10 protein-coding genes and 2 pseudogenes are annotated in these 14,381 nt (G+C 62.6%); 8 read left to right on the top strand and 4 right to left on the bottom strand.

Annotation, left to right across the window (positions count from 1 at the left end):
• The coding region (locus AB0F62_RS20955; protein WP_361800860.1) for an Ig-like domain-containing protein at positions 1-1,026 on the top strand (1,026 nt) is incomplete at its 5' end.
• A 549-nt stretch (positions 1,027-1,575) separates the two neighbouring features.
• Positions 1,576-1,782, top strand: coding sequence for a hypothetical protein (locus AB0F62_RS20950; protein WP_361800857.1), 207 nt, complete (start codon positions 1,576-1,578; stop codon positions 1,780-1,782).
• Between the two features lie 45 nt (positions 1,783-1,827).
• Here the strand turns inward: AB0F62_RS20950 and AB0F62_RS20945 are convergent, their stop codons facing one another.
• Complete coding sequence (locus AB0F62_RS20945) at positions 1,828-2,040, bottom strand: transposase (RefSeq protein ID WP_361800854.1); 213 nt, start codon at positions 2,038-2,040, stop codon at positions 1,828-1,830.
• 1,540 nt (positions 2,041-3,580) lie between these two features.
• Between AB0F62_RS20945 and AB0F62_RS20940 the strand changes: the two genes are divergently transcribed.
• The 4 genes from AB0F62_RS20940 (at position 3,581) to AB0F62_RS20925 (ending at position 7,739) form a co-directional block, all read left to right on the top strand.
• The gene (locus tag AB0F62_RS20940) at positions 3,581-6,208 is read left to right on the top strand and encodes a nitrate- and nitrite sensing domain-containing protein (RefSeq protein WP_361800851.1); all 2,628 of its coding nucleotides are present in this window, start codon (positions 3,581-3,583) and stop codon (positions 6,206-6,208) included.
• Positions 6,205-6,642 carry a roadblock/LC7 domain-containing protein gene (locus AB0F62_RS20935; protein ID WP_361800848.1) on the top strand — a complete coding sequence of 146 codons (438 nt, stop codon included), beginning with the start codon at positions 6,205-6,207 and terminating at the stop codon, positions 6,640-6,642. Before AB0F62_RS20940 ends, AB0F62_RS20935 begins: the two co-directional genes overlap by 4 nt.
• A complete protein-coding gene (locus AB0F62_RS20930) occupies positions 6,642-7,007 on the top strand; it encodes a DUF742 domain-containing protein (RefSeq protein ID WP_361800875.1) in 366 nt (121 codons plus the stop codon). The genes AB0F62_RS20935 and AB0F62_RS20930 overlap by 1 nt, the downstream gene beginning before the upstream one ends.
• Positions 7,008-7,133: 126 nt before the next feature.
• Positions 7,134-7,739, top strand: a complete 606-nt coding sequence (locus tag AB0F62_RS20925; protein WP_361800872.1) for an ATP/GTP-binding protein — start codon at positions 7,134-7,136, stop codon at positions 7,737-7,739.
• Between the two features lie 125 nt (positions 7,740-7,864).
• Here the strand turns inward: AB0F62_RS20925 and AB0F62_RS20920 are convergent, their stop codons facing one another.
• On the bottom strand, positions 7,865-8,359 hold the full coding sequence (locus tag AB0F62_RS20920; protein WP_361800845.1) for a response regulator transcription factor: 495 nt from the start codon (positions 8,357-8,359) through the stop codon (positions 7,865-7,867).
• Positions 8,360-9,404: 1,045 nt separating this feature from the next.
• On the opposite strand from AB0F62_RS20920, the gene AB0F62_RS20915 reads away from it, so the two are divergent.
• Positions 9,405-12,152, top strand: coding sequence for a ricin-type beta-trefoil lectin domain protein (locus AB0F62_RS20915; RefSeq protein WP_361800842.1), 2,748 nt, complete (start codon positions 9,405-9,407; stop codon positions 12,150-12,152).
• A 532-nt stretch (positions 12,153-12,684) separates the two neighbouring features.
• Here the strand turns inward: AB0F62_RS20915 and AB0F62_RS20910 are convergent.
• Together AB0F62_RS20910 and AB0F62_RS20905 are read right to left on the bottom strand one after the other, a co-directional pair.
• Positions 12,685-12,983: pseudogene (locus AB0F62_RS20910) on the bottom strand (Tn3 family transposase); the annotation flags it as partial.
• 105 nt (positions 12,984-13,088) lie between these two features.
• Positions 13,089-13,202 (bottom strand): annotated as a pseudogene (locus AB0F62_RS20905) (transposase); the annotation flags it as partial.
• Positions 13,203-13,628: 426 nt separating this feature from the next.
• On the opposite strand from AB0F62_RS20905, the gene AB0F62_RS20900 reads away from it, so the two are divergent.
• Positions 13,629-13,862, top strand: a complete 234-nt coding sequence (locus AB0F62_RS20900) for a hypothetical protein (RefSeq protein ID WP_361800839.1) — start codon at positions 13,629-13,631, stop codon at positions 13,860-13,862.
• The last annotated feature ends 519 nt before the right edge of the window (positions 13,863-14,381 follow it).

The raw sequence follows: 14,381 nt of genomic DNA, 5'->3' as shown, positions 1-14,381 counted from the left end.
ATACGCAGCGCGGGCGATGTCGAGGTCTCCGGGGGAAGGATCTCGTCCGTCACCCTCACCACCGCGGGAGGACAGGCGGTGCGGGGGACGGCGGCCGGCGACCACCGCCGCTGGTCCCCGGACGCCGCCCTGGCCTACGGCACCTCGTACCGTCTCGTCGTCCGCGCCGCGGACGAGGGCGGCCGCACGCAGACCCGCCGTCTGTCCTTCACCACGCTCGCGAAGGACCAGCGCCTGATCGGCACATTCACCCCCGAGGACGGCTCGACCGTCGGTGTCGGCATGCCCGTGTCCCTGACCTTCAACAAGCCGGTCGCCGACAAGAAGGCCGTGGAACGCGGCATACGCGTCACCAGCGACAGCGGCCAGGAGGTGGTGGGCCACTGGTTCGGCGACCAGCGCCTGGACCTGCGCCCGCGGACGTACTGGAAGGCGCACGCCAAGGTCACCCTGAGCCTGCGCCTGGACGGGGTGAAGGGCGCCGCGGGCGCCTACGGGACCCAGGACAAGACCGTCCGCTTCACCGTCGGCCGCCGCCAGGTCTCCACCGTCGACGCCGCCGCGCACACCATGCGTGTCATCCGTGACGGCCAAGTCGTCCGCACGGTCCAGATCACCTCCGGCGCGCCCGGGAGCACCACGTACAACGGGCAGATGGTGATCTCCCAGAAGTTCGTCTCGACCCGGATGGACGGAGCCACCGTGGGATACGCGGGGGAGTACGACATCCCCGACGTCCCGCACGCGATGCGGCTGTCGACCTCCGGCACGTTCATCCACGGCAACTACTGGGCGCCGGACTCCGTTTTCGGCAACTCCAACGTGAGCCACGGCTGCGTGGGACTGAACGACGTCCGCGGCGGCGGAGATTCGGGGCAGGACGCGGCGTGGTTCTACAACCACTCCCTCATCGGCGACGTCGTCGTCGTCAAGAACTCCCACGACCGCACGATCGCCCCGGACAACGGACTCAACGGCTGGAACATGTCCTGGCAGGAATGGAAGAGCGGCTCGGCTTCCAACTGAATTCACCCCCTATGCGCAATTCACGAACGAGGTCCCCAATCTGGCCTACGGCGGCATCGCCAGTCTCCCACTCTCACAAGTGCGCACACCCGAGGCCTGATCGACGAAGCGACGACTGCAGCTGACCTCAGCTGGTGAGACTTGGGGACGGGCCGGGCACGACCCAAACGAAGCTTCAGTTGGGTGTCGCGCTCACCATGGCACCCGGCGAGGTACCCAGCCGACGCAAGCATGCCGCTGGCCGAGCACGCGGTGTTCGGAGCTGTAGCCTCCGGCCCGACCGTGTTGCGGCTGATCGGCACCCTCACCGCAGGCAGTCAACCCTGGCCAACGGCGACTCGCGCTTCTCGTGCCACCGTGCATGAGCCAGGTGTGGAAAATCGTCACCGCGGCAGCTCCGGACACGGAACGGCAGGTTCACATGCACGGCGTGGCGGTCATGGCGGTCCCAGGCAACCAAGATGCCGCCATCGCCAGGAACTCAAGCTCCGACACCGCCGTCGACACTCACTGCAGCCCGACTCAATCTGGCCCGGTTACCGAAGGCCGATGGGCGTACACACCACACTTACCCTTGCAAATTATGGCGGCGGCATCCACAAGCTCATCGCCTGGATCACCAAGCGGGGAACCTGGCTGCCCCACTCAGTCTGCATCGCCATTACCGACGCCAATCAGGGGGTCGCGCCCGAGATGCAGGCCTCGGCCTGGACACCAGCCACGGAATCGGGTGGCGAGATCCGCGACAGTGCCTGAATCACCGAGCCCACCGGGAGCATTCCGACAGGCCAGCCGAAGCGCCTACTGCTGACTGTGCGCAAAGAACGACCGCACCCGCTCGACACAGGCGGCGGAGCGGTCTCGGCAGATCACTTCGACGCCGGGGTGATTTGCGAGCCGCCGAGCCACCGTCGATGTTGTGCGGTCCGGGAGCAGGTCGATTGGCTGACGGGTCTCGACACCGATCAGGATCGTGCCGTAGTCGTGCCCTTTGCCCGGTTCAAATTCGTCCACCCCCCAGCACCCGCGGCGTCGTGGTTTCGGACTCTGGCAGTCGCCGGATCAGACGCAGCACGTCGGCCTGCTCACTCCGGCTGTCAGGGTCTGGGACACGCGGGCGCCGGCCCGACCGGCCATCATTGCCGCTAGGCGTTCGAGCACGGTCTGCAGACCAGTACTTCGCCGCCCATGCCGGAAGGTGAGCCCGTCGACTGCTCGGCGAACGTCGCTTGCCCGCAGGTGCGTTCATGGCAGCAGAGCCGCCGCACATGTAACTCGACCAGCACCGAGCGACCGCCGGCCGCACTATCTGCGAGTCGACGTACGTACCGGCTGTGCACGCGGGACGACAGTTTCCGCACGCCGGACACGCAGCCTGCCCCACACCCGTCCGAGCCCGTATGTCAGTCAACTCGCCGTCCGGCATCGTGCTTTCGACCTCTACACCCTCGACCTGGTGGAACCACAGGTCCTCGGGGACATCACCCATGGCCGGTTCATGATCGCGGTTTCAGTGAGCCCCGTGGCCCTGGCGCTGAACGGTCCAGAACCATTTTTCACCCGTCGCCGACAATCCCCGTCGAGATGAACCTGTCGTCGTCGGTGGCGCGCGAGGCCGCCTGACTGGAGACGCACGACGGAACGGAGCGGATTCAGTGGTCGGCAAGCGCGAACACCTGGCGGGCGTTTGTCTGCGTGGTACGGCAGCATCGTGGTTCGCCGGGCGGTGGATGAGGGAACCAGGGGCCGTCCGAGGACGGTACGCCTGAGCACGTCACACGGGCGTCCGAAGGACCGCGATCAGCAGTTACTGCGGCTGGCCCGTTGGATTCCAGGCTGTTGAGCGACTGCTCGAGCAACCACACCCACTTCGCGTGACGAAGCCGGAAACCCGTGTCCGAGCGAGTACGGAAGGGCAAAACACCTACCCAAACGACATAGACATTGCGTCTGGACGTGTCATCTCGCAACCACCTCCTGTTTGCAATTACGTAAATCTCCTATCATGTGAGATTCGCGAAAAACGGTCAGACGTGGCGCAAATCGACCGCAGACGCTCCTCCGTTTCCAGCCCGAGCACCCCTCGTTACGTCTCGAGCTCCCGGGGATCAGAGGTCGTGGACGACGGTTCTTGGAACTGTCCCCTACGCGCATCATGACCGCCCCTGTACGCTGCAGCCGTCTCACGTGACCACTCAAGATCGTTCACAGAGCGCAACGTTCACTTCTTCTGTTTCAATCTACAGGCAGCGTTTCGCCTAGTTTCGGGTATGCATCCTTCGATGGTAATGCACGCACTCTGCCATCTCCTGCCAAAATACGGATGGCCGCCTCGTTGCACTTTTCCTGTTGCCGCGTGCCACCGAAGCGGGCCGCAAATCGCAAGAGTATAAGATCTCCAGATTCTCAACCTGGAATCGTCAACGCCCAGCCACATGGCTAACATCGCCTGGCGATTCAAGGCCTTACGCCACCTCCAAAGGCTAACAAGGCCTCACAATTAATCGGAAAAGATCCGACAGTAGATCCTCGCAAGCGGAGACAGTGATAGCGCATGAGATCTCGCAACTGGACCATTCGCAGAAAGATCACTGCTCTACTACTGCTTCCGTTGTTGTCCCTTGCCGTGCTGTGGTCATATGCCGCCTATCTATCATTGGGAAACGCGCTCACGCTCGCGCATGTGGACACCATGGGAAACCACTTGGCACGCCCCCTTGGGCAGGTATTCATCAGCCTGCAAGCAGAGAGGCGTACCAGTGTGGTCCTTCTCGCATCCAAGCGGCCGGCACCCGAAAGCGATACACGGGGGCGATCGTCATACGAAGGTCGCACATCCACTCTGAGCAGGAGCCGTGATGCGACCGATGCCGCACTCGCGCAGTTCCTGATACACGCCAATGACGAGGACGTGCGCAGCGACGCGAGCCCGCAAGTGCGCAAGAACATCGATGCCGCTCAACAAGCTCTCCACGGCATCACCGAACTGCGTGAACAAGTCGACAGCCATCGGATCAGCCTTGCTCAGGCGATGGAGGCCTACAGCAAATTCAATGCCATGATCTCCGAGGCTTTCGATGCGATGACCCTCCTCCCGGACAGCAAAGCCCAGAGCTTCGGGCAGGCCTTGTACACACACACCTTGGCCAGCGACTTCCTGTCTCAGGAGGACGCGCTGATCTCATCCGTGGCGGTTACCGGTCGGATGACGCCCGCTATTCACACCGTGCTTGTGCAAAACATCGGAGCCTCACGCTATCTGAATCGCCTGGCGATGCAGAGTTTGCCGGCGGCGCAGCGCGGGCCTTTCGAGAGACTGGCTGCTCCGGGGGGGCCTCTGCAGCGGGTGGCTAAAATGGAAGATCAGATCATTTCCGCAGGAACTGACGCACGGAGTCTCCCGTTTTCCGTCACGCAGTGGCGAACCGCTTACGATGCACAATGGGCGGCAAGTAATCAGCTTGCGCTCGACAACATCTCCGTAGTCTTCACCCTTACCGGTCCGCCGGCAGAACGCGCGTTGAAGGAGTTGCTCATAGCCGGAGTGCTCGGGCTGGCTTCCCTGATCATCTCCGTGATCCTCTCCGTACGCATTGGACGCTCCCTAGTTGGTGACGTTGCCCGTCTGAGCGAATCCGCGCGCAACCTGACCGAAGACCAACTCCGCGACGTCGTTGGCCGACTGCGCCGTGGCGAGACCGTCGACATCCAGGACGACATGACTCGCCCGGAATTCGTCAACCGCGAGATGGCTCAACTCGGAGATGCCTTCTTTGCCCTCCAGACGACCGCGGTCGATCTCGCTGTGGAGGACGTTCGATTGCATCGGGGCATCAATGAGGTGTACGTCAATCTCGCCCGCCGTAGCCAGACCCTCGTGCACCGTCAACTCGGCATCCTCGACGCCCTCGAACGTCGAGAGGAAGATCCTCAAAGACTGAGTGACTTGTTCAGTCTCGATCAAATAGCAACCCGCCTGCGCCGTTACGCCGAGGGTTTGATCATCGTGTCGGGTTCAGCCACCGGTCGTATTTGGCGACATTCAGTTCCGGCTGTCGACGTAATTCGAGGTGCGATTGCCGAAACCGAAGAATATCAACGTGTGACGGTCTTGCCAGTCCCCGACGTCGCTATTGCCGGACGAGCAGTAGCTGACGTCGTCCACCTCCTGGCTGAACTCATCGAGAACGCCGAGAATTTCTCACCGGACGACAGCCAGGTTCGCGTGAGCGTGGGAATTGCGACTAACGGCCTGGTGCTGGAGATCGACGACCGAGGCTTGGGCATGAACGCTGAGGATATCGAAAAGGCGAATGCCCGGATCGACTCGCACGTAGACATCAGCGCGCTGGACAGCACTCGCCTTGGCTTGGCCACGGTTGGACGACTCGCCAAGCGACACAAGATTGCCGTCACGCTCAGGAAGTCCCCCTACGGAGGTGTAACAGCCGTTGTGCTAATCCCACAACACCTGCTGGATTGGGAACCGCACACGGCTAGTGCCCCAGCTCTACCCCGGACACCAGACTCGGACACGGTGCATGCTCGCGGGCTGGTGCAAGAGAAGCTTCTCGGCGCTGAACAGCCACTTCCACAAACTGTGCCAGTGGCCGAAGGTTCCGCAGGCTCGGCACCGGGCTCCATGCAGGCACGCCTCCGGGAGGTGCCGGACGTCGAGGCTCCTTCCAGCTTCCTTCCCGCAACGGCTCCTTCGACGGCGTTGCCTCAGCCACCCCCTTTGGATCACGCAGACGCTCATCGCTCCGATGCGGAAACCGTCGACGGTCTCCCGCGACGGGTTCGTCAGGCCAACCTCGCCCCGCAGCTGCAGGTCACCGGCTCCCTCGACACCTCACCACCAGCGTTCGACTGGAGCGGATCGACGCCCCAGCATCACGCCCAACCGTGGCAGCCCCCGTCACCCCCGGGTTCTTTCGCTCACCTCGAGTCTTCAGTCCGTCATGCCGGCATACCCCGGGCATTCCCTCGGGGCGAATCAACGCAGCCGGAGGCATCCGAGGCGTTGGGGAACCGTTCCGATCAGGCACGTTCGCTCATGTCTGCCCTTCAGGCCGGCAGCGCTCGTGGACGCCTCGAGTGGGGGGAGTCCCTGCGCAACGGTGGTCACCATCAACTCACTCATCCATCCGTCGATTCACCAGAAAGGGAAGGTACTCGATGACACACCCAACTCCGACGGAAGTCACGCCGAACCTGGATTGGCTTCTCAATGACATGGTCCAGCGAGTTCCCGAGGTTGGGCACGCCATCGTGCTTTCGTCCGACGGGCTCCTACTCGCGGCCTCCAGCGCCTTGGCCCGAGATCAAGCACACCAGTTGTCCGCAGTCGCAAGTGGATTTCACAGTCTCGCCAAGGGAACTGGTCGACATTTCGGAGGGGGGGAAGTCCGCCAGACAGTGGTGGAGATGGAGATGGGCTATCTCTTCGTCTGTGCCGCCGGAGAGAACGCCTGCCTGGCGGTACTCACCCCTCAAGGGGCCGACATCGGCATTGTGGCCTACGAGATGGCACGGCTGGTCGGCCGTGTCGGGCAACACTTGTCGGTTGACTTCCGCGGTCAGCGAGAGCAAGCCCGTGCCCGGTTGTTGACGTGATGCCTGCCGATTGGATAGAGGACGGGTCCGTACCCCTCGTCAGACCTTACGCCATGGTGCGAGGGCGGACGGGCGTCCGCCAGAACCTATTCGAGCTGGTCACCTTTGTAGTTGCCCTCGTCGAGTCCCTGCATGGGCAAATTCATGCTGAGCCCGAACATTTGATTCTGCTGGGGCTATGTCAACACCCCCTGTCGGTGGGGGAGCTCGCGGCCCGGACAAACCTGCCCTTGGGAGTAGTTCGGGTACTTCTAGGAGATCTCCTGGAAATGGGTGCAGTCCAAGTCAGCGAGTCCGCCCGAACCGGCGACCGACCAAGCATTGGGCTCATTAGAGAGGTACTGAAGGGCCTACGTGCACTATAACCCTGGTAGCTCCTTTCTAGCATATGCAAAATGCTGCGGGCGGTGCGGCGCACCGAATTCGGAGATGAAATGTTCAGACACGAAAGGCGTGTGACGGGAGTGCGACGGAAAGATGGCACTGCACCCATGTTGACAGTAGAAATGCCTCAGGCGGTCAAAATTCTCGTGGCGGGGGGCTTCGGGGCAGGGAAAACCACGATGGTCTCGGCGGTCAGCGAGATCGATTCTTTTCACACAGAGGAAAGTCTTACACGCTCGGGCATCGGAATCGACGATACTCAGGGCGTGAGCCTGAAGACACATACCACCGTTGCCCTGGACTTCGGCCGTATCACTTTGAACGAAAAGTTGAGCGTCTTCCTCTTTGGCACACCGGGTCAGGATCGATTCTGGTTCATGTGGGAGGAATTGGCTGCGGGGGCCTTGTGTGCCATCGTTCTGGCTGACACTCGACGACTCGCCACCTCTTTCCCGTCAGTCGACTATTTCGAGCGGCACCGACTGCCATTTGTTGTGGCTGTGAACACATTCGCCGGCGCCCGCTCGTACCGCGCAGAAACCGTCCGCACAGCGCTGGACATTGATTCACGGATACCTGTCCTCGATTGCGATGCGCGGGACCGCATATCCGTGAGGGAAACCCTGGTTACAGCCGTCGAGCATGCACTGGCCATGGAGGAGGCGGGAGAGCACATGGGCCACTACAGTGACGACACCAAGCATGTCACCTGATTTCACGGGTCAGGGGTCCCTGCCAGCCCCCAATCCGGCAATTATGGAACATCCCCCACTTAGCAGATACCCGTGATTTATTCGGAATTTTACATGAAGATCCCATTTGCGTCGTATGGTCAAGCTCAAATCACCCCAAGGCGGGCAGCGTAACCGACCGCGTGCGCTCGGCTGCGAAGGTCGAGTCGGGTGAGCATTCCATGCAGGCAGTTCTTGATAGTACGCTCCGAGTAGCTGAGCTTGTCGGCAATTTCTACCGTTGTCCAGCCCTCGGCAAGCAGCAGGACTATGTCGAGCTCCCGCTTGGAGAAGCTACTTCGCTCGAATTCAGCCGACTGTGCGGATCGTAGATTTTCAATCACCCCGCGAATCCACGCTGCCGGAAGGTGCGCTCGGCCAGCTCGGACGTTCAAGGCGGCCGACAGAATATGCCGCATCTCGGACTGTCGCCTAGGGAGGAAACTCACCACCCGATTCTGGATTGCATTCATCAACTGAGCTTCAGTAATTTCATTGGCCACCAAAATGGTGCGCATTTCAGGCTTTACACTTTCGAGGGACGCTCGCCTCACAGAATTCAGGGTCGAGGTGGTGACATCATCGGCCAGCACGACAGTCACGTCCGCATCGGAATGTCCATCAACACCAAGGACCTGAACTTGTGGTTGGGAGCGCAAGTATCGGATGACACCCTCACAGGTAAGCGGATCACTGGCTGAGATGGCTATTTTGAGAGACGGTGATGAAGTTGTGGCTGCATGATGATCCGTATGGCTGCAGCCCTCGGCTCGAGAATTTCGAAAATTCGGGTTCGATTCGATGACGGACCTCTTTGAAAGATTGGGTCTTGGACGACGACCCATCGACAGATGAATCTTGGTCGCCAGTAAGAGACTCCATTGTGATGCACGATCAGTCAATACGTATCATGACTCATGTGCTCTGCTCCGCGTTCGCACCGTCTCCAACGTCCCGATGTAATGTTGTGGGATCCTGCCCTCGGCGTTTCGTGACAGCCCCTCGGTTCTTCTGGCAGGCCCTTTCAGTGTTCGGACTTGATGGAGGGCGTGCTGTGGGCCCAGATGCCGCGTCGGATGGACGTCGGCGACGCTCCAGGGGGTGCTGCTCATGGGGGCCGGCAGTTGACGGTCAGTAGGGGTTCGGGGGATCTCCGAGCCGTTGCGGGGCTTAAGGAGTCGTGCTCGTCCAGAACCACTGCCGGGAGAGTACGAGGATGCGCGACGTCCGGTGGTCACGAGTCGCAAGGGGGTGGAGAACAGCCGAAGCCGAAGTCGCCGCGGCTCCCAGAGACTGGCTTCGCCGGCGGGAAGGAGAATCGGCTCAGGCGAGTAGCCCGTGAGCGATCTGGACAATCCCCAGCCGGATCCGACTCGGTGGGGCGTCACGCAAGTGGAGGTTGCCGGGCCAATGTCCCGTACAGCACGAGCCCGGCCCACGGCCCGTGCCCGCCGCCGGCACCCCAAGTCCAGGTCGACGAGCCGGGTGTCGGCAGTTCAAGTATGTGCCAAACCCCCAGCATTCCTCCGCCACCGGCTGGCGCGCAATCTGCCACGCGATGAGGTATTGAAGTAGGCGATCCGTAGAGGTCGTCAAATCCACACATATGAGGGGTGTAGCGTTTTGCGATGCAAACAACGGCCGGTCGTGCTGACCCTGGCCGGGATCCTTGTGACTGTCAGTTTGGCGGCCTTCAGCCAAACGCCGGCCGCGGGCAAAAATCAGGCTTCCCCCGCACCGTCATTGAAGAGCGTGCAGGCGGCGCAAGCGCTGGTTGACGCCAGATCGCCGGAGTTGCGGATCGGACGAGATGACGTGCTGTCACGCGCGCGTGTTCAGTCCGGAGGCGGCGGACTGAACTACGTGTCCTACGAGCGAGCATATAGGGGTCTGCCGGTCGTAGGCGGCGACGCAGTCGTGGTCACGGACGCGGCGGGCAAGGTGGTTCAGACCGCGACCGCGTTGAAATCGAGCATTCGTCTTCCCACGGTGAAGGCGCGGATACCGGCCGCAGAGGCGGTGGAGAGAGCCCGTTCTCAAGTGCCCATCGTCCGGTCCTCCACACCACCCCGGTTGAAGGTTCTTTCTTGGACGAAGGTACCTCGGCTGGTCTGGGAATCAGTCGTGGCCGGGCAGTCTCGGGACCACACTCCGTCGACACTGCGTGTGTTCGTGGACGCGGAGACCGGAGCGGTGGCGGGAGTCAAGAGCGAGGTAGCCTCGATCGCAGCCGGTGGCGCCGCAGAAAGGCCATCTGCACCGACGCAGCGAAGGGATGTGATGGCAGCCACGGCATCCCCTGAAGGGCCGAGCAACGCGGCGGGCCACGGCTACTACAACGGCGCTGTAAGCCTCTCGACGACCAGCTCGGGGGATTCTTTTCAACTTCAGGACTCGACAAGAGGACTCAATCTCGCCAAGTACGACAACCCGAACTTCTCCTGCGGTACGTTCACCGACCCGGTCCTCATGAGCGCGGACAACATCTGGGGCAACGGCACCGGCCCGCACGTGGAGACAGCGTGCGTGGACGAGCAGTACGGTGCCGCGAACGTGTACGACATGCTGGGGAGTTGGCTCGGCCGAGATGGCTTTGACGGGTTCGGCAGTGGAATCGAAGCCGCTGTCGGTTTCGACCGTCCCAACGCGAGCCTAGTTGGCACACAACCGCAGTTCGGTATATCCAGCGACGGCAAAAGGGATCTGACATCCCTGGATGTTGTCGGATCCGTCTATGGCTATGGTGTCTTTGCGACAACGCCCGGCGGCGCGGGAACAGGAAACGAAAACGGCGGGCTCCTGGTCGGCACTGGTGACATATTCGGCGCGCTCACCGAGGCCTACGTCAACAACCCCAACGACAAGCCGGACTTCACCGTGGCCGAATTGGACAACATTGACGGCGGGGGCCCTCTCCGGTATATGCATGATCCGTCAAAAACAGGCTTGCCGAATTGCTATAGTTCCGCAATCCCAAACGCCTCACCCCACACGGCGGTAGGCCCCCTCGACCACTGGTTCTACCTGGTGTCGCAGGGATCGGCACCGGCCGCCGGACCGGTCAGCCCCATCTGCGCCGGCGGTCCGGGGTCAGTGAGCGGGCAAGGCATCAAGACGGCGGGCCAGGTATTCTATAACGCGCTTCTCGCCAAGACATCCACGTGGTCCTACCGAGACGTCAGAGTGGCCACTCTCATCGCTGCCAAGAGCCTGTCCCCGCACTCCTGCGCGGTGTACAACTCCGTCCGGGATGCCTGGAACGCTGTCGCTGTGCCGGCCCAGGCAAGCGAGCCTCAGTGTGCCCCTGTCGGCAATGCCTTCTCCCTGAGCGCGTCCCCGATCGGCGTCAACGTCCTGCGGGGCTCCTCGGCAAGTTTCGCAGTTTCCACCTCCGTGCTCGGCGGAACTGCGGAGACCGTGACCCTCTCGGCGGGAAACCTCCCGGCTGGCGCCACCGCCTCATTCAGCCCCGCATCGGTGAAGGCGGGCGAATCATCCACCATGACGATCAAGACGGCCGCGACGGCGCCCGAAGGCGAGTACCTCATCACCGTTGTCGGTTCTGCATCGTCGCTGGTCCGGGCATCGACAATCGACCTGAGGCTGTTCACCGCCAACGTCTCTACCAACGCACCCCGGGCCTTCACCGGCCAGCCGACTGCAGGATCCAGCTTGACAGCGGAGATCACGACCAGCGAGCTTGCCATCGACAAGACTCGCGACACCCTCAGGCTGTACACCCGACCCCTGAGCCTGGGTGCAACGGCCGCATTCTCGCCGCCCACGGTAACCGCGGGACAGGCCTCAACCCTGACCGTAAGCCTCCCGCCTGACTTCCCGTACCGCATCGGCTCCATGTTCGTATGGGTCTACATGGAAAAGGCGTCCGATCCGGGCCACGAATACCTCGTCGGCGGCATCGAGATGAAGTTCGGATCCAGTACCGCTCCGAGCCCAACCCCCACCAGCGGTCCCTCTACCACGCCTACTCCGACCCCCAGCACCACCCAGGCCTCGACGGGCCCCATCCGCGGGCTGGGCGGAAAGTGCGTGGACGTCAATGCCGCAAGTTCCGCCGACGGCACCGCTGTACAACTCTACGACTGCAATGGCACCGCGGCACAGAACTGGGCGGTGTCGCCGGACGGAACGCTGCGCGCGCTCGGCAAGTGCATGGACGTCCAGGGCGGCGCGACGGCCAACGGCTCGAAGGTCCAGATCTACACCTGCAATGGATCCGGAGCCCAGAAGTGGCAGAAGTCCGGAAAGCTGCTGATCAACCCCCAGTCGGGTAGGTGCCTCGACGCCACTGATCACAGCTCGGCCAATCTCACCAGGCTCCAGGTCTGGGACTGCACCGGCACGCCCAACCAGCAGTGGTCCGCGGCCGCATAGCTCCACCTGACCCGCTGTGTGACCGGCAGGTGGCTTCGTAAGCCAAGCACCCGATGGGCACTGGACGACCCTGGTCTGGGGCCTGAGGGGCCCAGACCAGGGTCGTCCCCGGACACTGCCGGGGACGGCCCCCGAACACGCGATGTCGACGCGGCCCACACCCAGATGTGGCACGACCTGGACGCCCTGAACAAAGTGGGTGCCGCTCGTCTCGAGTGAAGATCGTGATCATCGTGATCAAGGGGTGGCAGTCGCTAATTCTCATTGGATCACCCGACAATCCCGCGTGGACGACGTGACCGGAGTGGGCTGCCGTGATCCTGACTGACGCTGAGATAGATGACGTACTCGCACCCGCTGGACTCCGACTCGTCGAAGGGGTTCAGCGGGGCGTCTTGCTGCCCTCGCTGCCGAAGTACGTGTCACCTACGGCCGCCGGGCCCGAGCACGGGCGCTTCGACTCACACCCAGACGAGGTCCCCAACGTGGATACCGCGGACCTAGTCGACTCGTTGACGAAGTGGCCCTCTGCGCGGAGCTGGGCGACGGCAGCATCCAGGTAGCGGGTGTTCAACAGCGCCACGGCGTTGAGCACCAGGCCGAGGGCGGCGAGCTGGTCCCCCTGGCCCCCTCGATATGCCTGGCGGGTCTGACCCCGACCCCCGTGGCATTGCGCTCGGGGCGAGACGTCGGCGGGACTCCTGCACAGGTGGCTGCCGATACATCAATCGGCGGTAGGTGTCGTCGGGGGTCGGCCAGGACGAGCAGGTGCATGGTCTTGTCGATCCGATCGCGCTCCGCGAACGTCGGCCCCAGCGGGGAGGGCCAGCCCCCACGGCCGAACACCGCAGTGGGTCGGGCGTTCGCGGCCCAACGGCGTCGGCGGCTCAGCGGGCACCTCCACCCGGCGCCCCGGGGCCGGCTCGCACCGGCCGCCCGGACCCAGTTCCGCAAGGTTTCGCGGTTGACCCCCAAATCGGCAGCGACCCGCGATTGATACAACGCGACCGCGTCCGCCTTGAACTGCGGCGGATAGTTCTTCATGACCATGAGATGTCCGTTCTCGGATCCTCGGGACTCAGTGTCTCGGATGTCCAAGATCAGGGGTCAAGGCCCTGTTGGATTCGGCAAGGCCATTCGCCCTGTTGACCACAAAGCGGTCATGGTTGTGCCGGAGTGTCTCCGTCAACGGCACTGGACTTGGCGGGGCGGCCGTCGTACCGAATAGGCCCCTCGCTGCCCAATCCCCTCCCCCGGATGCCTCAGGACGGATCCGGAGCTTCTGACTTCCAGTAAAGTTCCATCGGGAGCGATCAGCTTTTCCATTCGGTGCCGTATGGCGAAACCGTCCACTCCGGCCCATCACTGGACGAAGATCAACGGAAGCGGAATTGCATGTCAGGAAATTTGAACGGTCCTGGAGGCGACTCGCTTGGCCTGAAGCCAATGCGCGATGCCTATGCAAGGTGGGGCGACATGGCCCCTGTGACGCTCGACATGCCGCGACAGGAAGCATGGATTCTCATGGTGGGTCTCCAGACTGCGGCGGCACACCCGCTGATTGCGGGAGGGCCGATGGGGGCATGCATGGAAAAGATTGGCCGACAGCTTCAGGAGATCATCTGCGATGATCCCGAAGTTTACATAGTGGCCGAAAGCGGATGGAATCGATCCTTTGACGTGGGCCAGGGCCATAGCACAGCCGATTAGAAGCCGACCAGTCTCAACACTCCCACCGACTCAGGCATGGCTTCCCCGGTTCTGCCCGACTGCCACCGCAGATCCGGGCAATCCGCTGCGCATTCAGGCCAATCAAAGGCTCCCGGAGAACGAGACTACCGCCAGCCGCGGGTCCAGCCACTTCCAGCGCGCCTCGCTGACGACCCGGCACCACGGGCACAGCCAAATCCACGCGGTCACCGCCGGCCCGCACTGTCGCCTTCACTCGACGGGCAACCCTGGTATACCGATCCGTTGCGGCGCCGGGCGTGGCGCGGTCGCCGCTCTCTGTCTTGTCGGCGAGAACCTCAGATTGATCGGATGGCCCGGTAACCTGTATAAAGGGATACGGCTAAAGTTGCTCGCCGTCGAAACTGACGCGCCCTTGCAAAACATGCTCCTGCGCATCGCGACAGGCTTACGACACCCGGCACCTCGGGAAGCCGTTCGCCGCTGGCCCGACAACACTCCGCACGCGACAGCGCCGCCGGGCTATGTCGACAACCGGTC

This window comes from Streptomyces sp. NPDC026673 (assembly GCF_040638135.1).
GTDB lineage: Bacteria > Actinomycetota > Actinomycetes > Streptomycetales > Streptomycetaceae > Actinacidiphila.
Note: the sequence above shows the minus strand (reverse complement) of the source record. Positions and strands in the feature narration are given on the sequence as shown.